The organism is Proteiniclasticum sp. (assembly GCF_032054185.1).
Lineage (GTDB): Bacteria > Bacillota > Clostridia > Clostridiales > Clostridiaceae > Proteiniclasticum.
Window position 1 is genome coordinate 39,145 of sequence record NZ_DAMBTF010000008.1, and the last position, 21,046, is coordinate 60,190.

The 21,046-nt window shown below is 42.9% G+C and carries 13 protein-coding genes; 2 read left to right on the forward strand and 11 right to left on the reverse strand.

From position 1 onward, the window contains the following. Positions 1 to 125: 125 nt before the first annotated feature. The 7 genes from RTX25_RS06140 to RTX25_RS06170 form a co-directional block, all read right to left on the reverse strand. On the reverse strand, positions 126 to 2,471 hold the full coding sequence (locus tag RTX25_RS06140; RefSeq protein WP_312651809.1) for a bifunctional diguanylate cyclase/phosphodiesterase: 2,346 nt from the start codon (positions 2,469 to 2,471) through the stop codon (positions 126 to 128). A 313-nt stretch (positions 2,472 to 2,784) separates the two neighbouring features. Beyond that, positions 2,785 to 5,211 (reverse strand): diguanylate cyclase, encoded by a 2,427-nt coding sequence (locus tag RTX25_RS06145; protein WP_312651811.1) that lies wholly within the window; start codon positions 5,209 to 5,211, stop codon positions 2,785 to 2,787. Positions 5,212 to 5,234: 23 nt separating this feature from the next. Next, positions 5,235 to 7,571, reverse strand: coding sequence for a GGDEF domain-containing phosphodiesterase (locus tag RTX25_RS06150; protein ID WP_312651813.1), 2,337 nt, complete (start codon positions 7,569 to 7,571; stop codon positions 5,235 to 5,237). A 20-nt stretch (positions 7,572 to 7,591) separates the two neighbouring features. Further along, on the reverse strand, positions 7,592 to 8,791 hold the full coding sequence (locus tag RTX25_RS06155; RefSeq protein ID WP_312651815.1) for a diguanylate cyclase: 1,200 nt from the start codon (positions 8,789 to 8,791) through the stop codon (positions 7,592 to 7,594). 302 nt (positions 8,792 to 9,093) lie between these two features. Further along, on the reverse strand, positions 9,094 to 11,340 hold the full coding sequence (locus RTX25_RS06160; RefSeq protein ID WP_312651817.1) for a GGDEF domain-containing phosphodiesterase: 2,247 nt from the start codon (positions 11,338 to 11,340) through the stop codon (positions 9,094 to 9,096). 137 nt (positions 11,341 to 11,477) lie between these two features. Next, the gene (locus RTX25_RS06165) at positions 11,478 to 12,149 is read right to left on the reverse strand and encodes a DUF3159 domain-containing protein (protein WP_312651819.1); all 672 of its coding nucleotides are present in this window, start codon (positions 12,147 to 12,149) and stop codon (positions 11,478 to 11,480) included. Beyond that, positions 12,133 to 12,519, reverse strand: a complete 387-nt coding sequence (locus RTX25_RS06170; protein WP_312651820.1) for a DUF1475 family protein — start codon at positions 12,517 to 12,519, stop codon at positions 12,133 to 12,135. The genes RTX25_RS06165 and RTX25_RS06170 overlap by 17 nt, the downstream gene beginning before the upstream one ends. A gap of 186 nt (positions 12,520 to 12,705) precedes the next feature. Here RTX25_RS06170 and RTX25_RS06175 point away from each other — a divergent pair, with 186 nt between their 5' ends. Next, a complete protein-coding gene (locus RTX25_RS06175; protein WP_312651822.1) occupies positions 12,706 to 13,392 on the forward strand; it encodes a pseudouridine synthase in 687 nt (228 codons plus the stop codon). Positions 13,393 to 13,484: 92 nt separating this feature from the next. On the opposite strand, the gene RTX25_RS06180 is transcribed toward RTX25_RS06175, so the two are convergent. The 4 genes from RTX25_RS06180 to RTX25_RS06195 all read right to left on the reverse strand — a co-directional run bounded on the left by RTX25_RS06180 (position 13,485) and on the right by RTX25_RS06195 (position 19,260). Further along, on the reverse strand, positions 13,485 to 14,591 hold the full coding sequence (locus RTX25_RS06180) for a M20/M25/M40 family metallo-hydrolase (RefSeq protein WP_312651824.1): 1,107 nt from the start codon (positions 14,589 to 14,591) through the stop codon (positions 13,485 to 13,487). Between the two features lie 110 nt (positions 14,592 to 14,701). Then, positions 14,702 to 16,240 (reverse strand): AbgT family transporter, encoded by a 1,539-nt coding sequence (locus RTX25_RS06185; RefSeq protein ID WP_312651827.1) that lies wholly within the window; start codon positions 16,238 to 16,240, stop codon positions 14,702 to 14,704. A gap of 347 nt (positions 16,241 to 16,587) precedes the next feature. Continuing rightward, positions 16,588 to 16,722: a hypothetical protein gene (locus tag RTX25_RS06190; RefSeq protein WP_312651829.1), complete on the reverse strand. Its 135-nt coding sequence runs from the start codon at positions 16,720 to 16,722 to the stop codon at positions 16,588 to 16,590. A gap of 288 nt (positions 16,723 to 17,010) precedes the next feature. Next, the gene (locus RTX25_RS06195) at positions 17,011 to 19,260 is read right to left on the reverse strand and encodes a GGDEF domain-containing phosphodiesterase (protein ID WP_312651831.1); all 2,250 of its coding nucleotides are present in this window, start codon (positions 19,258 to 19,260) and stop codon (positions 17,011 to 17,013) included. 422 nt (positions 19,261 to 19,682) lie between these two features. Between RTX25_RS06195 and RTX25_RS06200 the strand changes: the two genes are divergently transcribed. Further along, a complete protein-coding gene (locus RTX25_RS06200) occupies positions 19,683 to 21,026 on the forward strand; it encodes a pyridoxal-phosphate dependent enzyme (protein WP_312651833.1) in 1,344 nt (447 codons plus the stop codon). The last annotated feature ends 20 nt before the right edge of the window (positions 21,027 to 21,046 follow it).

Below are 21,046 nucleotides of genomic sequence, written 5' to 3' on the forward strand. Positions count from 1 at the left end.
TTTTCCTCAACTTTCTGCTGAAGCGTATTATAAATGTAGCCATCATCAATGACATTATTATGAAAGATGCGCAAACGCAGCAGTGCAGGACACATCACTAACCGTAAATGTCGTCTGCTCTGCTGCTATATGACTTCCATGTCGCCTAAGTCTTCCTGCTCTTCTACCTTCCTTAGCTCACTCTGATTCAGTTTTCTTTTTGCCACTGCAGGCCAGCATTTATTGGGATTTGTGATCAGGAGAAGGTTTGCTTCCTGCTCCTGTACAGCTTCACTGCAGATGAATCCCTGAAGGTAGTCACACCCGTTATGATACAGATAATCAACCTGTGCTTCCTGTTCTACCCCTTCAGAAACTACTGTAAATCCGATTCTGTGTGCCAGTGAAATCACGTCTTTTGTGATGAATCCGCTGGTGTCTCCAGGAATAATGGGGTCGATGAAGGATTTATCGATCTTCAGAATATCCGCGTTCAGTGTTTTTAGCTTCAGTAGCGATAAGTAGTATGTGCCGAAATTATCCAGGGCGATCTTTATTCCATAAGTCCTGAGTTTCTTCAGCTTAAGGTTGACCACATCGAAATTGTCCATGAGTACAGATTCTGTCAGCTCAAGAATGATGTTCTCTCCTGTTATGCCTTCTTTTTCCATGATGGATAGGATGTCGTCGATGAAATCATCGTGAAGAATCTGTATTGCAGAGATATTTACAGCTACTCTGATATGGCCATACCCATTGCTCAGAAGCTTCTTTGCATATCTGCAGGCTTTTGTGAAGATCATACTGCCAAGGGGTACGACGAGATTTCTCTTTTCTGCAATTTCAATAAATTTCAGTGGTGGAACCTCCCCATATTTTTTCGAGACGAATCTCGATAATGATTCAAAGGACATAATGGATGCATCCTTCAAAGAAACGATGGGCTGGTACACCAGATGAAATGAAGTATTCGTATCATCTTCAATCACATTTCTCAGTTCTTCCTCTATAATCTCTTCCATCTGCAGCTTGCGACCGGTATGAAGGGAGAAAAAGGAGTAGCTCTGATTGTCGTTGACATCCAGACTGTAGAGTGATACGGAAGCCTCCTTGATCAGCTGATCAAGGGTCAGGTTCGGTTCTGTGATTTCTGTTATGCCAAGTTTCATGTTGAGATACTCCAGTGACCCTTTCACATTGAAACAGTGCCTGGAGAGCGTGACGACTTCTTCGACAAAATCAACAAGATCCTGCTTGGTCTCGTAGCCCTCAACATAAACGATAAACTTGTCCTCGGTAAACGCAAATACTTTTACATCGAACTGGGCCAGTTTCGGGATGATCTTACCCATATCCCTGATCATTTTTCCGTCGTACTCATATCCGTTGACTGACTGATTCATCAGGTACTTACTATTATGCGCAAGAATGATGGCCCTATTTTCTTCTACCTGATTTTTCCTTCTTTTAAGTAGAAGAGCCTTAAGATAGGTATGATTAGGAAGCCCGGATTTGGGATCGAAATAGGCAAGCTGAATCAGGTCTTTGTTTTTCTTGTAGGCTGATGAAATCAGGAGAAGAAACACTCCGTAGACAAAGATCATGACCACAATCCAGATAAAGAACAGCTTTTGTGCAAGCTCCTTTGCCGAAGCAGTACTCTCTCCGATGGACAAGGTTCCTACCTTGACCCCTTCCTTGTAGATGGGTACGAATACCTGATAGATTTCTTCCCCATCTTCATAGGTGACAAGGCCGTTCTCCACGCCGCTTTCTATCACGCTCTGAACTTCCGGGTCGGTTATGACGGTCCCCACCTTGCCGCTTTCGGAACTGGCAAGGATTCTGTTGCTTCTGTCAAGAAACGAGAGATAGACGCTGCCGTTCTCTTCTTTGATTTCATTGAATGCATTGATCAGTTCAAAATCATCCGAATAGGCATAAATCTTTTCAGCTGAAACACCGACCTGAATAAAACCTCCGTTTTCCATCCGGAAGTATCCATACTGGAATTCTTTGTTTGAAATGGTGTTTACCCGTATTCCGCCGATCATGCTTTTCAGATCGGAAGTATAGAAATCATTCACCGGATGGCCTTCATATACGGACCACCCGAGGTTTCCCGGAAATGCAGAATTAATGACTCTTCCTTCCGGATTATATACATCAATGCTGTCAACCTTGAGTTCTCTTGCCATGGTTTCAAGATCTGCTGCAGCGACTCTGTTCTCATTCACAAGAACGCTTCCTGCAGCAAGGATCTTGTGGGATATGAGTTCATTCACCACTTCCCTGGCCTTCATATTCTTTCTTATGGTATAGGAATAGCTTCTGGCTGTACTGACCGCCTCTTCATGAATGTCCTTCATGGCGTAGTCTCTGAGACTCTGAAACATCGTAAAACCGACAACAAGAAAGAGGATTGTAAAGCCGGCAAAAGCCAGAAAGTATAATCCCAGATAAGTTTTACTTAATTTTCTTTGTGTCCCCATAATACCGCCCTACCTTTAAGCTCATAAATACTAGTCCATATAATTCTGTCAATTAATACCTATCTGTACATGCCATTCGAAGTGTTCACGCACTCAGCTGATATCCATCTATTTTTCTGAGAAAGCGGAAACATTATACATTCTACCTATTTCATATTCTAACATATCATAACTCAAAATCCATGACAACTCATGATAAGTTCTTGTTATTTAACCTATATTGCTGATTTTCTGATCAGTTATGATGTCACCTTCGTAGTATGAATCGTAGGAATGTTTATACGGGTTACATCAGACTGTCCCCTTACTTCGTCTATCCAACCCTTTTCTTATCTTCAAAGATTTCTGCAAGCACTTCGACCAGTTCCCTGTCCAGTGTCACCCCGGCATCTTTTTTCATATCCATGAGGGCTTCACTGATTTTTTCAGGTGAATCCGGATCTTCTGATGTCAGCCTGTCGAATCTTTCGGCAACTGTGACAATTCTTGAAAGTCTTGGAATCTCCTGTTCCTTCAGTCCTTTGGGATAACCCGATCCGTCCCATTTCTCATGATGCGAGAGGATTACTCTTGCAATGTCCATGGTCTCTTCAAAAGAGTTCAGAATACGGTAGCCGATGATGGCATGATCTTTTCTGGTTGGCATGAAACCTGAACGTCCTTCTTTCTGCATGATTTGGGGTATTTTGCCGATGTCATGAAGATAAGCCGCATCCCTTAATATAATCATGTCTTCTTCAGGCAGAGAAAGCGCTTTGCCGATGGAAAGCGCAATTTCTCTTGTCTTCTCCGCATGCAGCCTGTCTTCTTTTCTCTTCATCATAATGCTGATGAATGACTCCAGCTGTCTTGAGCTCTCTTCTTTCCTTTTGAGTGTCTTCTCTCTGTACATCTTCTGCTCGGCATCATTCATGGTGTTTTCAAGAGACATATTCATATTTTCCATAACGGATACACCAAGGGCAATGCTGCCTTTTACCCCATTGAAGTTTTCACTGGAGATGGCTTCCGAGATTCTGTTCATGATGATTTTCGCTTCGTCTTCTCTGGTATTTTTCAGGAACAGATAGAATTCGTCTCCCCCCACACGGAACAGGAGATCTTCTTCTCTTGTACTGCCTTTGATGATGAGTGCAATACGCTGCAGAAAGTCATCACCTTTCTTGTGACCGAAAATATCGTTGGAAAGCTTCAGTCCGTTCACATCACCCACCACAACACTGAGGGGCAGATTGACCTCCTGCTCAAGCTCCGCATACACTTTTTCAAGATAAGCTCTGTTGTAGAGTCCTGTCAGCGCGTCATGATAGCTGAGATACAGAACATTCTCCTCATGAATCTTTCTCATGGTGATGTCTGTGAAGGTCACCACAGAACCGATGATCTCTCCATTAAGAATCTGAGGATGGGCTGAGTAGCGTACCGGGAAATAAGATCCGTCTTTTCTGAAGAACACTTCGTTTTCTTCCGTGACAACATCTCCTCTTGAAATCGCATAAAAAATCTTGCACTTTTCCTTAGGGATTCTTTCCAGATCTCTGTTGCTGTGGTGAATCAGCTGGTGACAGTTCTTTCCGATGAGTGAAGACGCCTCGTCATAACCCAGGATCTGCAGTCCGCTTTTATTGATGAAGGTGAAGTTCCCCTCCACATCCATCCCGTAGATGCCATCAGCTGAGGAATTGAGGATATGGGTCAGCTTGTCTTTGTTCTCTGCCAGGCTCCTGTTTGTTCTTTCCAGAGCCGTAACGGTTTCTTTCCTCTCCTTGGCATGCCAGACCCCAGTCATCAGAAGGGATAGCTCCTCTGCATCGGTATTTGTGTATCCGGACATGTTGTTCGCTACACCCACCACTGCCAGAACTTTTTCTTCGATGATTACAGGGACCGTCATCATATTGAAGTAAGTGACATTTTCTTTACCAGAAGCATTCAAGTCATACGTGGTTTTCTTAGGTTCATGATAGATCATAGGTTTACGGTAATGAACCGCTTCGCTCCATAGCCCCATCTTGTCCAGCCTGTAGATCTGTTTCCTGATTCTGCTGTGAGATACGATTTTTCCGTTTCTTGCAAAATTCTCAAGGGTAAAGGCTTCTTCAGTTTCACTGTAAAGATAGATGTATCCATAGGTGGACTCAGTCAGTGCCAGAGCCTTCTTAAGGACATAATCCAGCTGATCATGGGAGGACGAAAAATCACGGGTGAAGACATCAATGAGAATCTCGTTTCTTCTGATGATCCTCTCTCTTTCTTTGCGTCTGTTCACCGCATCGGTAATGTCGATGCCATTGGTTCCGATTCCCTCAGTGCCGTCAGGCAGTATCAGAGGAAACTTCCTGATTCTGTAGGTCTTCTCTCTCCAGCTGATGTCTTCCTGATGAGGTTTTCCGCTCCTAAGAACGTTAAGGTCCAAAGCCTTAAGCTTCGCTGCAAGTTCAGGCTGAAATATATCTTCATCGGTTTTGCCGTGAAAACCCACTTCAATATCCTCATAAATACCAGCCATCGCTTTATTCACAAGAAAATATCTCAGATTTTTGTCTTTTACCGCCAGATAGCGTTCATCATCATTGAAAAAGTCGATGCCCATGGCAATGTACTTCTTCGACTTTTCCACCAGTTTGTGCTGCTTGGTATTCGTGTACAGATGCAATAGGATCAGTCCCAGTAAGATAAGCCCCGCTGCCGGTACAAGATGTTCAGAATTATATGTAAAACTAAGCAAGTTAATGCCCATATCTAATCTCCTTCAGTATAGACTCAGCTAAGCATACCATTCTCTGCTTTTCCTGATTCTATAGTTATGTTATCGTCCATGATGCTGTGACATTTAATATAGGAAAATGATTTTTCTTCAGAAAGCGGTCTGCTGTAGAGATACCCCTGCAGGAAATCACAGCCTGCGTCCCTCAGATAGTCTCTCTCTTTCTGCGTTTCAATACCTTCCGCCACTGTCTTCAGGCCGAACTTGTGCACCATATTGATGATGTCGCCTGTGATCAGCTCTTTGGGAGAAAGGGTTGATATTCTGCCGATGAAATACTGATCGATCTTTACGGTATCCACATGCAGCTCCTTAAGCCTTGCAAACGAGGAATAGCCAGTTCCGAAGTCATCTATGGCAATAAGGACGCCCAGTTCTTTCAGCTGTCCGAGCTTTCTGTTCACCAGATCATAGTTGCTGAGAAAAACGGTTTCTGTAATTTCCAGCTCAAGATCAGAAGGCTTTACACCGCTCTTTGTCAGCGCTTTTTTGACCATGGACACAAAGTTCTCCTGCAGCACCTGTATGGCGGATATATTGACCGCTATTCTGACGGAATATCCCTGATCATCCGAATTCTTGATGAAGTCCAGAGCTTTTTCAAGGATGATCTGTCCGAGAGGGACCATAAGACCGTTCTTCTCGGCTATTTCGATGAATTCCAGCGGTGGTACGAAGTCATAATACTTCGAATTCATTCTCGCCAGTGCTTCAAATGCTGCAACATTCTCCGATCTGCTGTCGACAATAGGCTGAAACGCAAGATAGATGATCTCCTCATGAGGATTTTCTATGGCTGTTCTCAGTTCCTTGTCAATGAGATTCTCTCTTTTTATGCGCTCCTCCATGGCTTCATCAAAGAAAGCATAAGGTTTCGCCCCATCTTCCTTTACATTGTCCATGGCAATCATCACATCCACTAGAGCTTCCCCGACACGTCTGTATTTTTCCGTGACTTCAAGGGCACCGAAGGTAAGCGTTCTGAATCTCTTTTCGATATTCTCTCCATCTTCCATGGGTATTGCGCTGCTTAAAGCATCCATCATCCCCATCAGCGACTCCTTCGAATCGTAGTTTTTGATGAGCATCATGAATTTTTCGTCGGAGTAGCGGAAAAGCTCCGCCCCCGGGATATTCAGTGCTTCAATGTTCTTTGCGATGGTTCGAAGAATGACGTTCCCCTTCTCGTACCCCCTTGCAATGGTGACCCTTGTAAATCTTGGGATGTCGATGAGAACAAGGGCAATCTTATCCCTTGGACTTTTGTTCAGTTCATACCTCAGGATTCTTCGCAGATATTTATGATTGGGCAGTTTTGTCAGTTCATCCTCATAGGCAAGATAAGAAAGCTTCCTGTTTTTGGAATTCAGAAGATGGATCATCAGGAGAGCTGCAAGATACAGCATGATGAGCACCACAGTAACGCTTCTGTTCAGTTCTTTTACCGCGTTTCTGGTGTTTTCAAGAGATATACCGATGACAAGGTCTCCGGCATTCTGTCCGTTGATATAGACCGGTTCGTAGACATCAAAATAATCCTTAGGCTGGACGCTCTGAAAGAGTCCGATTCCTATGGCATCGTATAGGGTTTCTTCCTGACTGTTTTCCGGCAGGACGTTCCCGATTTCTTCTCCGCTGCTGCTGTCCAAAATGACTCTAGACGCGGAAATGTATTTGACATACTCCACATTATTATGGGTGAGCATTTCTCTCAGCAGGTCATTCACTTCAAATTCCTGAATGAGATTCTGAAGCACTTTTGCATTGATGCCCACCTGGACGATCTGTCCATCTTCCATTCTGGCATAGCCATATAGGACTGCATGACCGGTTATGGTGTTGTCTCTGATGGGATCGATATGGGAAGTCGCGCCTGATAAGATGAAATTTCTCACGGGATGATTGTCTGGCGGAATCCATCCGATATATTCATCCACGTTGGACAGTCTGATTTCTCCGCTGTCTCCATAAATATCGATTTCCTCCACACTGATCATCAGTGCGATTTTCTTGAGATCTTCACTGGTCAGGCCCTGACCGTAATTGGAAATGAATCCTGAAATTATTTCAAGTTTTTCGTTGATCAGCTGAGAGACCACATTACTGGCCTCAACAGTTTTTGTCAGACTGTGGTTATATCCGAATGCGAGATTATTCGCATTGATTTCCAGTTCCTTGACGAAGTGTTTTTTGATGCCCCTGGAAATCATTATGAGTGCAAGACACAAAAAAGTGGTCACAAGAAGAAGAGATACCTTAGAAAGGAATCCGACATCTCTAGGTTTTCTGAACATCTGATCAACTTGCCGTCTGAAAGTTCTTCGCTTTTTCAAAAAAATGTCCTCCCCGCTGCTTATGCTTTTGCCTGCACGACCTGTACCTGATTTCTTCCTGACGCCTTAGCCTTATACATGGCCATGTCGGCAAGTCTTGTGATGTCAACTGCATCCATATCCTCTGCCCACGTGGCAAGACCGATGCTGACGCTTACTTTCAGTTCACCGCTTGTACCCTGGACTTCCTGGATGATTCTATCAGCAATTTTCTCCGCTGCCTCAAGGGTTGTATCCGGCAGGATGACGTTGAATTCATCTCCGCCGATTCTCGAGCTGATGTCGCTCTTTCTGAGATTCCCTCTTATGATCTCCGCCACATGCCTCAGCATGTAATCACCCATTTCATGTCCGTAAACATCATTGATGAATTTAAAGTTGTCCACATCAATCATCATCATGGAAAGCTCTCCGCTCTTATGGTTGAGGTAATCAATCCTGTGTCTCAGCTGAAGATCATGATACCGCCTTGAACTGAGCTTCGTCAGGTAATCCACATTGTAGGCTACTGCTCTTTCGTGAACAATCTTGTAACTGTAGATCGTCGTGATCAGGATCATAAAAAGTGCGACCATAAGTATGATGAGATCTACGCTGCTCATGAGATAACTGAGTGAATCGGAACTTTTGTCTGCGCCGACAAGACCAATAACCTTTCCTTCTCTATTCATTATGGGCGAGAAACCTGAAAGATAATCACCCCATCCTTCCCAGCTCTGCATACCTGTTGTAATGGCTTTTCCCTCTTCAAAAACTCTCAGCTCAAATGATGTCAGCACATCACGGCTGCCAAGCGGAGAAAAAAGCTCGCTGCCAGAATCTTCACCATCAAGAACATAAGCCATTTCCGTATCGGAGATTTTCTTCATCGTATAGATAAAGTCCACTCCCGTTTCTTTTCTGATCTTCTGAAAGATCTTCTGCATATGATCATAATAGGACGCATCAAACTCACCCTCTGTATACCCGTTGGCAGCAGAGAGTTTTTCGTAGGAATCTATATCCGCTTCAATAAATGCCGCAGCGGTTACTGCTGTATTCAGTGAAGACTGTGCAAGTTCATTGATGATCAGGCTCTGAATGCTGTTATGGATGAGAAGCCCTATACCCGAAAAAAGAAGTGCCGCAGTAAGAAGTATACTGGTGAAGACAAGAACGCTTCTTGAAGATAGGTAAATCATTATTCTATTGAACTGATTAAATATTCTGTTATTTTTCACAGATACAACTCTCCTACCTTGAAGTTCTTTATACATAGTCCATTTTTGCAAACTAATACAATTATACTATTTTCACATTCTTAAATAAATGTCTTGTTGCCCACAACATAAGTGTTTGATGATAATTGCGAGAATGACAATTCCATCCCCCAAAATCCGCACATATATCGGGTTGGTATCCCTTTATTCCATGACAAAATGAAAATCTGATGAATGAAGGAAGCTGAATGACTTTAAAGCTATCCCTTTTCACAGTAAAAGCAGCACCACACGGTTAATGCAGTGCTGCATGATGATTTTAATTACTTTCCTTTAAGCATCTTCTTCGCTTTTTCTCCTGAGACAGAAGGACTGTATAAATAACCCTGCAGGTAATCACAGTCATGGTTTACAAGATATTCTTTCTGAAGCTCGTTCTCCACACCTTCTGCCACGACTTTAAGACCGTAGCTGTGAGCCATCCTGATGATGTCTCCCGTGATGGCATCATGGCTGCTGTTCACCAGCTTCCCGATGAAATGACGGTCAATCTTCAGGGTATCGATATGAAGCTCCTGCAGCCTGACAAAAGAGGAATATCCTGTGCCGAAATCGTCAAGGGCGATGTGAATGCCGGCATCGCTGAGGATCTTCAGCTTGCTGTTGATCATATCGAAATTATCCAGAAGGATGGATTCGGTAATTTCAAGTTCCAGCTGCTCAGGTCTTACCTGATGATCCTTCATTCTGGACAGAACAGAACTTGTAAAGTCCTTCTGAATCAGCTGAATTCCCGAGATATTCACGGCAACTTTTATCTCTTTCTGTCCATCATCTTCCAGTCCCTTAATGAACTCCAACGCCTGGTCGAGGAAGAAACTGCCTAAAGCCGAAATGAGCATGTTCTTTTCTGCAGCTTCTATGAATTCCAGAGGCGACACTCTTCCGTATGTCTGAGAATTCATTCTCGCCAGAGCTTCAAATCCGGCTATCCGATCGCTGCCTGTTTCGATTACAGGCTGATATTCAAGGTAAAGGCAGGCTGTATTTTTTGCTTCAACAGCGGCCCTCATTTCCTTTACAATCACATCTTCTCTCTGGATGTTCTGGAACATCTTCTCGTCAAAGAGGATATAGGAAACATCCCTGTTTCTGATTTCTTCAAGTGCGACAGAGGCATCCTTGAAAATTCTGTTCACATCCATATAGCCATCATCGATCATGACAACTCCAGATTTTATGGACAGATAGAGCTGCGCACCATCAACATTGAGGGGTTCTTCAAAAGCTTCAGCAATTTTTTCCAGGCAGATGAGAAGCTCCACCTCACTGGGCACACTTTCACGATAAAGCACAAAGCGGTCCACAGAAAATCTGAAAAGCGTAAATCCGTCCTTTTCGAAGGACTGCAGTTTATTCGCCATGGCTCTGATCACCAGATCTCCGAAGATATAACCGTAGGTGAGATTGATCTGCTTGAAATTCTGGATATTGATCATCATGAGTGCACTTCTGTTATGGATTCCGCTGCTGATCTCTGAAGCGATGAAATGTTCCAGATGAACCTTATTCGGAAGCTCTGTCAGCTCATCATAGTATGCTGTCTGGTGCAGCCTTCTGCTTTTCCTGTAGGTGGCATGCATATTATAGAGAATCGAGGCATAGATGAAGCCCAGAGCACCCAGACCAAATAGGGAAACTGATTTTACAGATTTTGTGGTCTCTTCAAGAGAATAACCCACAGACAGTGCATAAACTTCTTCGTCATCCATCTTGAGCGGAACAATGACGTCATAGTGAGCTCCTTCTTCAGCGTTGTAGATATAGCTGTAATCTCTGTTGTCATTAAGAGCAGCCCATATTTCAGACTCATCCTGATAAATCGTCATTACTCTGTCCTGTTCAGTTGTGGCGATCACTTCAAGATCGGTACCTAAAATATCGATGTGCAGTGCATCCGCATTGCCTTTCATCTCGTCAAGAAGCGTTTCCACACTGAAGCGTTCAAGAAAATCATATACCGTATTGGCTCTTATTCCGACCTGAATGAGGCTTCCGTTGCCAAGCTTCAGATAGCCGTATTTATAGTAATCCCCTGTTATGACATCCTGACGGATGTCCTCAACAAGGATTTCTTCACCGCTTTTCAGAAACAGATCGATAGAATGGCCAGGATAGATTTCCCAGCCGATGAGATTTTCGAGATTTGAAAATTCAAGATATCCTGTTTCATTATAAAAGTCCACTTCATCGACATCAAGTGTCCCCGCAAGGCTTCTGAGCATCTCATTGGACAGTTCATCCTCAAAGTACTGGACAGAACTTGCCGCAATTCTGATCTTGTCTTCCAGGAGACTGTTGACGATTTCTTCCCCTTCAGTGAACTTGGAAATGGAATGGGCATAGCTTTTGGCCAGCTTCACCGCTTCCTCATTTTTCTGGTCATAATAGTGATTTCTCACCGTCGAAAGAACAAAAGAACCGGACACAAAAAAGAATCCACTAATCAGCAGTAGTGGAATGATATAGATTTTCAGATCCAGATTTTCGAGCCCCTTGTTCTTCGTCATAGATACCTCATGAGAATCGATAATGAATTACCATATATATGTGCTTAATGTGTACATTGTACCACGTTATGTGATTATTTATCTACAGGTTCGATATATTAATCGGGAGATTTCACATATAAAGTAATACTGGGCAATTAGAACCCTTTTCTCTGCCCTTTCCATGGCTTCGGCTTACCTTCAATGAATTCATCGACTCCTGGGCCTTCCAGTCTTGCGAGTCTCCAGATCCCGTAGAGATAACTGAAGATGAGTACAATGATCGTAAATGGTGTACCGATCAGCGTATTCACCCAGAAAATCTGGCTGAGGTTTCTTCCGCGATAAAGCAGTACCTGAAAAATGAGGCGCACAGCAAGAAGAAGTGTCCAGATTACAGTCACCTCCACATATGCGGGTTTCACATCCTTTCTCCTGAACCATTCCATGGGCCACCCTCTTGTGAGATGGCTCATGAGTGCGGCCAGCGGTTTACCCGCAAGGATCGAACCCAGAGCAAGCAGGACCATAAAGGCACTGCTGAGGATCTTCGGGATGAAAAAGTTCTCTGCGCTTCCGGATAGATAGGCAAACCCTACAGCTATAAGTACACCGGCAAGACCGCCCAATGCGTATTTCAGCTCCTGCTTTCTCAGAAGACGCAGAAGAGTAAATCCGGCAGCAGTCAGTGTAGCGATGATGGATGCTGCCTGTAGTCCAAGCAGGCCGTTGGCGATGACAAATATGAGCGGAGGAAAGAGAGCGTCAACAGTCTTTCCGCTAAGAACACTTCTCAGCTCATCCAGAACCTCTCTACCTTTTCCGCTCATGATCAGCACCCCGTTCCCCGCTTCTTTCCTTTAAAAGGATTTCCTCTTTTCTGTCACCGAGGAAGAACCTGAGGATATCTCCACGGCTGGTCATAAGATTGATAAAGACATAGACACTTGCGGCGAAAAAGCCGAGAATCATGACTGCCGCAATCCATAGGATGAGCACAGGGATATTCTTTTCTCTCAGTGCCATCCAGATGGAAAAGAGTGTGAATCCGACATACAGATCCACAAGGGAAACAATCCCCCACGGATTCTTCATAAGCTCGCCACCGTCTTCGAAGAAATCTCCTTTAGTGAACCCATAAATCAGTACCGCGGTCATGGCCATTATGCCCATAAATGAAAGTATTTTCGCGATTTTCATATGAAAACCTCCAAACTCATCTGCTTCTGCAGAACTTCTTTTTTTCCATTATAATCTATAGTAATGCGCTTAAATGTATTCATCTGTAAAATAATTTTACAGTAGCACAGACCGTCATATGTAATTCCGCTTATTTCTCCGATGCTCTTGTGTTAATATATAAAGAGTTATAAGGAGAATTTTGATATGAGGATAAACAAGCTGCTCAGTAACTACGGTTACTGTTCAAGAAAAAAAGCCAATAAATGGATAAATGAAGGAAGAATCTACATAAACGGAAGCCCGGCCTTTGAAGGACAGTGGGTGGAAGAATATGATGAGATCAGACTCGACGGGGAACCCGTGAAAAAGAAAAATCCCCTCTACATCATACTGAACAAACCGCCCGGGATCATCTGCACAAGAGAAGAGGCGGAAGCCGACAACATCATTTCCTATATCGGACTGTCAGAATATATCTTTCCGGTGGGTAGGCTGGATAAGGAGTCCCAGGGTCTCATTCTTCTGACAAATGATGGAGATACGGCAAATCTTATTCTGGAATCGGACAACATCCACGAAAAAGAGTATCTGGTTACTGTCAACCGGGACATCACCGAGGAATTCATCGGTAGAATGAAAAGCCCCATGAACATCATGATCGGGATGACCAGAGCATGCCACGCGGAAAAAATTTCTGACCGCACTTTCAGAATCATACTCACCCAGGGCATGAACAGGCAGATCAGACGGATGTGCAGAGCCTCAGGTTATGAAGTCACGAAACTGGAGCGGACAAGAATTCTGAGCATCAGTCTGCGAGATCTTCCCCTTGGTCGCTGGAGACATCTGGACAAAGAAGAACTCCAGACACTTAAGGAAATTCTGAACTGAAATCCAGGCACAGGCAAAAGACACTGAAACCTTATCTTAAAGGCTTCAGTGTCTTTTTCATTTACTGCGTGATGATCTTATTCAGTCTTTTTCTATGCTTTCATCAGTTCAACAACAATTTTCGCTGTGTTGATCAGGTCGATGACATGCAGGTGTTCTTCCAGAGTATGCGGTTTTCTTTCACCGATACCAAGGTTAACCGCTTCTATACCATTGGCATTGAAGATGTTCGTATCACTTCCGCCGCCTGATGTTGTGGTTCTGGTCTTGATGCCAAGCTTTCCGCAGGCATCTTCCACCGCTTTAACCGCTTTATGGTCTACAGGAACATTGAACGCGCCATACGCATTTTCCACACTGACTTCAACGCTTCCGCCAAACTTCTTTGCCGCATCTTCACAGCACTTGACCATATGGTCACTCTGGATTTTCAGCTTGTCGTTATCAAGACTTCTCGCTTCAGCAAAGAAAACAACTTCCTTTGTGACGATATTGGTTGCTCCACCGCCGGAAATGGTTCCGATGTTGGCTGTTGTCTCTTCATCCACTCTTAAGAGCTTCATGTTGCTGATGGCTTCAGCAGCCATCTGCACAGCACTGATTCCTGCTTCCGGTGCGACTCCTGCATGAGCTTCGAGTCCGATGAACTTCACATCGATCTTGTTCTGGGCAGGTCCCTGAACAATGATGTCACCAGGATCTCCACCGCTGTCAAGAACGAATCCGATCTTTGCATCAAACTTGCTGTAATCCAGGTTCTTTGAACCGAAAAGTCCACCCTCTTCAAAGATGGTGAAGGCGATTTCGATGTCTCCGTGTGAAAGTCCTTCTTCCTTTATGACCTGAAGCGCTTCCATGACAGATGCGATTCCTGCCTTATCATCTCCACCTAGAATGGTTGTGCCGTCGCTGTAAATGGTGCCGTCAACTATCCTTGGCTTGATGCCTCTGCTTGGTGAAACGGTGTCCATATGTGAGCTGAAGAGTATGGTTTCCTTCTCAGCATTTCCTTTCAGCTTTGCGATGAGATTTCCTGAATTGCTTCCGGTTTTTTCCGCTGCGTCATCCATAGTCACTGTGAGGCCAAGCTCTTCCAGTTCCTTCATAAGAATGAGCGCAAACTCTCTCTCTTCCATTGTCGGGCTGTCAATCTGCACATAGCGCATGAAGCGCTCTAAAAGTCTCTGTTCATTGATCATTGGTATCTCCTTTCATCTGGCAAGCGTGTTCCGTTAACCGATCTTAACATTTAAATATGTACTGTTTAAAAAAAATAAGGCTGACTTCAGCCTTATTTTTATTTTAAAGTTTAAACGAATAGTCCAGCTCCAGGTCCTAGTGGCAGTCCAAAAACATACCAGATGATCATAAGAACTGACCAGCCGATAAGGAAAGTTATTGAGTATGGAATCATAGTTGATATGATTGTTCCGATACCGCTGTCCTTATCGTACTTCTTCGCGAATACCACGATCATGGCAAAATAGCTCATGAGCGGTGTGATGATATTTGTTGAGGAATCACCGATTCTGAATGCTGCCTGAGTAAGCTCTGGGCTTAGTCCAAGTCTCATCATCATCGGAACGAAGATCGGAGCCATGATTGCCCACTTCGCAGATGCTGATCCCATGAAGAGGTTGATGAACGCTGAAACAAGGATAAATCCGAGAACCAGCGGAAGTCCTGTAAATCCGATTCCTTCAAGGAACTCTGCACCCTTGACTGAAAGAATTGTTCCAAGATTTGACTTACCGAAGTATGAAACGAACTGTGCTGCAAAGAATGCAAGTACAAGGTACCCACCCATGCTCTTCATAGCGTCTGTCATGGATTCAACAAGGTCATTTGTATTCTTGATCTTGCCTACAGTCTTACCATAAACAAATCCAGGAATCATGAATACAAGAAGGATCATGAAGATCAGACCGTTACTCATGAATGTGTTGATGTTCACAGCGCCTGTAGCGTCAGCTTCTTTAAAAAGCGCATTTTCAGGAACTGTCAGAACAGCCATAATCACTGCAAATATCAGAAGTGCAATTCCTGCATTTCTAAGACCTTTGTTTTCAAGTGGTGTAACTTTTTCTTTGTTCGGTTCGAAGTCGCCATGATAAGTACCAAGATTCTTTTCAACAATCTTCTCAGTGACGATAGTACCGAGGATTGTCAGAAGGAATGTTGAAACGATCATGAAGTAGTAGTTGGCTGTTGGAAGCACCTGATAAGTAGATCCTGCTGCTGCCAGTGAAGCGTTAGTGATACCGCCTAGCAATGGATCAAGTGTACCGATCAGAAGGTTAGCGGAGAATCCTGCAGATACTCCAGCAAACGCTGCAGCAAGTCCTGCGATCGGATGTCTTCCTGCGCCGGCAAACACGATGGCACCAAGTGGAATAACGACAACATATCCTGCATCAGATGCGATGTTGGACATGATACCAGCAAATACAACAACTGCTGTAAGAAGGCTTGCTGGTACGTTTGTGAGAAGTTTCTTAAGTGCTACGTTGATCAGACCAGACCACTCTGCAACACCTACACCGAGCATAGCTACAAGAACTGTACCCAGTGGAGCAAATCCTGTAAAGTTCTTCGTTGCGCTGTTGAATACATAACGTAATCCTGCAGCGGAGAGCATGTTGTCCGCACCGAGTGTCACTTCTGCACCTTGTCTTGCATCCATGTAAGTAACAGTTGTGCCCATGAGTGATACGATATAAGAAATGATGATTACTGCAACGCTAAGAATGACAAATATGATAGCTGGATGTGGTAATGCATTACCGATTCTCTCAATGGATTTGAGAACGCCTTTGTTTTCCTTGTTGCCTGTTTTGTTGTTAGCCATAGTTTCCCTCCCTAAGGTTTTTTTGACATTCGTAATTATATCAACATGTAAACCTTTTTTCAATCGAATTGCTAAGGTATAGTAATATCTCAATAAAATTTCAATAATAATTTGAATCTCATACACAAATCGTTTAAGAATTCTCAATTTATTGTTAATAAATATGTTGACATGACAATTAATCTACTTTTTGTGAAACGCCTTCGACACCAACGATAAAAGCTTTTAGTATAATTCAAATACAACTGTCCTTACATGGAATACTAACATCTCAGATCAATAAGTTCAAGTATAAACTGACACAAAAAAATACCCGCCTTATCATTCAGCGAGTATCATCGTCCTTTTCACTTATCAAACAGTCTTCTTCTTTTTCCATTCCCCATTTTTACCCACAAAGACTGATCTATGGTTTCCTTATAGAAATACACACGAAAAAGTTCAAACGGTGTCCAGATCTTTCTGAAATTATAGTATGGCATGTTCTGTTCCCCCTATGGTTTCGAGATTCTACATAAAATTACGTGTTTTAAAATAGTTTAAATAGAAACACATTTTATTCAGTGATACCACCAAAATTTTACTACATATTATATTGATATCACCTATTATTCGACATTTTTTATATATTTGTCTTTAATTATAGTAGTTTATTTTATAATTTCAAGCATTATCTTGAATATCGACAAGTCGAATGATGTATAATATAAAAAGAATGCATTCTACCATAGGAGTAGAACGCATTCTTTTTATATAGGTGATATATTTTATTATAAAGTAGCTCTAAGCATTGCGATTGCCTTATCTTCAGGGAGAGGTCTACTGAAGTAATAACCCTGCATGATCTCACAGCCGTTTTTCATGAGATATTCTCTCTGAATACCGGTTTCCACTCCCTCAGCTATGACCTGAAGGCCCAGTTTATGCGCCATGGAGATGATGTCGTTTGTAATGAGGTTTCTTTCACTACCGGTAATGATCTTCGTGATAAAATGCCTGTCGATTTTGACGATATCAATATTCAGCTCACCGATGCTCGCAAGTGAGGAAAATCCTGTACCGAAATCATCCATGGAGATTTCTATACCCATATTTCTCAGACTCTGAAGAACGTCGTTGATCATGGCGTAATTTTCCAGAAGTATGGTCTCTGTGATTTCAAGCTCCAGATTTCTGGTCTGGATTCCTGTTCTTGTGATGATATCCGAAACCGTATCAATAAAGTCATCCATAAGCAGCTGAATACCTGAAACATTCACCGCAACCCGGATATCCCGGTATCCCTGACTCACCAGTTTTCGGGTGAAGATGCAGGCTTTTTCCAGAATCATGGTACCAAGGGGCAGAATCAGCTGCTTCTTTTCCGCAATGTCGATAAATTCAGTAGGAGAAACAAAACCGAGCTTCTTTGAATTCATTCGTGCAAGGGCTTCAAAACCGACGATCTGATTGGTTTTGGCATTGATTTTCGGCTGATATTCCAGATGAATGATGTCATCTTTCAGATTCTTATAGGATCTCACCAGTTCAAGCTCAATGACCTCTTCTCTTTCCACCTGATTTCTCATCTCCGCATTGAAGATCATATGATTACATACTCCGCTGCTCATATAGGTGATGGTGATGGAAGCATCCTTCATCAGATCATCCACATTGCGATAACGGTCACTGATTTCAACGATGCCGATCTCCGGTATGATCTGCTTGTTCTTTCTGAGATACTCAAAAGGTCTGTCGAACACGGAAGTGATGATCTGACTCATGATTTCGAGATCATGTGCATTCTGATATCCTTCAACATAAAAAACAAAACGGTCTCCGGTAAATCTGAAGAGCATCCCCTTCTTATCCAGGGCAGCTTCCAGTCTCTGAGAAATCTCTTTGATGATAAGGTCTCCCACTTCAAACCCGAGAGCAATATTGATGGTTCTGAAATTTCGCATGTTGATCAGAAAGATCGCTTTATTGGCGATTTTTTTCTGACTGATTTTTCCGGAAAGATATTCTTTCATATATACATCATTAGGGAGATTGGTCAGTGTATCATAATAGGCAAGATTCAGATGGTTCTTGCTTTTGTTGTAGGTGATGATAATAAGAATGCCCATGACTGTTATGATACTCAGAAGCACACCGGTACCTTTTCCGATAACGCCAAGAGCAGAACTGAAAAAGCTTTCCGTATTCTGACCGATGGCAAGGGTCCCGATTTTCACTTCATCCATATAGACAGGTACATAAACCTGAAAGGACTTTACCCCTAGAACATCAGATGTCTTTTCATATTCCTGATCGAGGTAGATTGCCTGCAGCAGATCCTTGTCTTCAATGACTACGCCCTTGAAGCTTTCAATCGTCGACTCCTTTATGACGTTATCTGTTCCGATAAAGTGGGCAAAGTCTACCGTGTAGCTTTTCCCGATGTCAGAGAGCAGCTGCTCCATTTCAAAATCCTTCAGAAAACCCTGAATATTCTCAGCGGATACACCCACCTGAAAAAATCTTCCGTCACTGAGTCTGGTATAGCTGTACTTGTAGAACCTCTCACTTTCCGAATCTTTTCTGACTTCCTCAACGTGATACTTTTCACCACTATGAAGAAATGCATAGACAGGATGCCCTTCAGGCGCTTTCCAGCCGATATATTCATTGCTGCTGTCATACTGGATGACCCCATTACTGTCATAGGAATAAATGACATCCACATTAAGTTCACGGGCTAGAAGCCCAAGAAGTTCATTGCTGTGCCCTTCTGTCCGTTGTGACAAGGCACTGCTCGCCATAAGAAGCCTCTCATCGATCAGATCGTAAAGAAGCTCTTTCGCTTTTGTCGATTTATTCAAATTATGCGAATACACTCTTGCGACATTTATTGCATCTGCTCTGATGAAATCATAATTATTTTTTATCCAGCTGACCATCGTACCGTAAATCAGGTACGAATAAGCCAGTATTATCAAAAGGAAAGGGATGATAAAATACTTAAGCTCGATGGTCTTCGATTTGATTCTCTTCTTCACTATTAACTCCAGTTGGTCTTAACCGATGTATTTTGACGGTAAGCCGTATGATACCTGTTGTCTATATCGGTCACAACAGTAATTTGTTAAAGCCTTCTGCGTCACATGCGCTAAAATTTTCTTGAAGGCATATCCTATACAGGTCTAATTCTTACCATATGAATGCTTATCACGATTCATCTGTTTTTTAAATCTCAAAGCTGGAAAAATGTATTTCAATACTATCAATCTTTCACACTTGGCTATTATACAACAATGCCGTAAATTAAAGAAGCGGAAGTAATCATTCTCTGTCATCTTCTTTTAATAAACTGATAGGTGGCTTCATCTTTTCAGGTATGTTAACCTATAAAGTGTGTAGAACATCATGATCATTTACACGTATACTGCTTCAAATGTCAGAAACAAAAGGAGTGATGAAAATGAACACTTCCGGAAAAACACCGCTCATGCAGGCAAAAAACCTGGAAAAGATCTTGAATGTGGGTGAAATCTATTTAAAACTGGAAGGCGCTAACCCTTCTCATCATAAGTACGACCGAATAGCTGAAGTCATGGTAAGGGACTGTCTGGCTAAAGGAGGAAAGGAACTTCTTCTTGATGGTGCCTATGATTATATCCAAGCTGTACTCTGCTATGCTGGCCGCACGAATCTTAAAGTCGTTATACCAGTCTTTAAAGGAGAACACTGGAAGGAAACTTCTTTTAATGATGAGCATCTCATTTCTTTCCCTGAAAAGAAGAGTGAAAAAGCACAGTCACTTGAAGATTATGCAAAAAAGCACGGGGTATATAACGCCAGTAACGGCTATCATAATAGAAACTTAAGTCTGATCTCCCTTCAGAAGATCGGTGAAGAAATTGTAGATCGTCTGGGAGAAGAAATATCAACCGTTTTTACTCAGCTCAGCTATGGATATACCGTTTCAGCTCTTCATAACGGATTTATGGACAAATGGGTGAGTGGTGATCTGAAAAGCATGCCGAAAATCTTTTCCTGCACCATCCCCAAGGGAAACTATATATTCGACGACTACAGGCGAACTCATTCCCTTCCAGATCTTGAAAACTATAAGATCAAGGTCAATAAATATACGAGAGATCTCTTCACAGGAGACAGTTTTCTTCTCGAAGAAACACTGCACGCCATCGGTGATACCCAAGGTCATCTTCTCTCTATAGACGAGGCCCTTCTCAAGGAAAGTGTACAGCTTTTAAAGAAGCAGGAAAACCTCATACTTTCTGCCGAAGAAGGATATGCGTTTGCCGGGTTTTACCAGATGGCAAAAAGTGGTGAACTGGAAAGAGGCAGACATGTCATCATACTGAATGACGGACGCAGCGATCTCATCATCGAGAGAATCACTGATTTCTGCAAGTACACGAAAGAAGAACTGGCTGCTTTCATCGAAGAGTGGCTTCAGGATTATAAGGATCCGATTATTGAAACCATGGATGCCGTTGAGCATGCTTCAAAAGGGGGTTTCATTCTCCTCGCCCACCGAAACGGAGTCCCTCAGGGAATCTCCCTGGTCGTCAATACAGGATTTGAAAATTTCATTCCCACCTACCATCTGGGATACATCGCCACCAAAGAGGGAAACAAGGGCAGAGGAATCGCGACCGCACTCATATCAGAGATGCTCGAACTTTCAAAGGGAAACCTCTCTCTTCATGTGGACATCAAAAACAAAAGAGCAAAACATCTCTACGAAAAACTGGGGTTTAAATCGAAGTACTACAGAATGATTCATTCCCCATATTAATTTCATCTGAAAACTTAGAT

Bases quoted from the DNA above. Each gene is read 5' to 3' on its own strand.
- RTX25_RS06140 (WP_312651809.1), bottom strand. From the start codon at position 2,471: ATGGGGACACAAAGAAAATTAAGTAAAACTTATCTGGGATTATACTTT.
- RTX25_RS06145 (WP_312651811.1), bottom strand. From the start codon at position 5,211: ATGGGCATTAACTTGCTTAGTTTTACATATAATTCTGAACATCTTGTA.
- RTX25_RS06185 (WP_312651827.1), bottom strand. From the start codon at position 16,240: ATGGCTAACAACAAAACAGGCAACAAGGAAAACAAAGGCGTTCTCAAA.
- RTX25_RS06160 (WP_312651817.1), bottom strand. From the start codon at position 11,340: ATGACGAAGAACAAGGGGCTCGAAAATCTGGATCTGAAAATCTATATC.
- RTX25_RS06180 (WP_312651824.1), bottom strand. From the start codon at position 14,591: ATGATCAATGAACAGAGACTTTTAGAGCGCTTCATGCGCTATGTGCAG.
- RTX25_RS06190 (WP_312651829.1), bottom strand. From the start codon at position 16,722: ATGCCATACTATAATTTCAGAAAGATCTGGACACCGTTTGAACTTTTT.
- RTX25_RS06165 (WP_312651819.1), bottom strand. From the start codon at position 12,149: ATGAGCGGAAAAGGTAGAGAGGTTCTGGATGAGCTGAGAAGTGTTCTT.
- RTX25_RS06200 (WP_312651833.1), top strand. From the start codon at position 19,683: ATGAACACTTCCGGAAAAACACCGCTCATGCAGGCAAAAAACCTGGAA.
- RTX25_RS06170 (WP_312651820.1), bottom strand. From the start codon at position 12,519: ATGAAAATCGCGAAAATACTTTCATTTATGGGCATAATGGCCATGACC.
- RTX25_RS06175 (WP_312651822.1), top strand. From the start codon at position 12,706: ATGAGGATAAACAAGCTGCTCAGTAACTACGGTTACTGTTCAAGAAAA.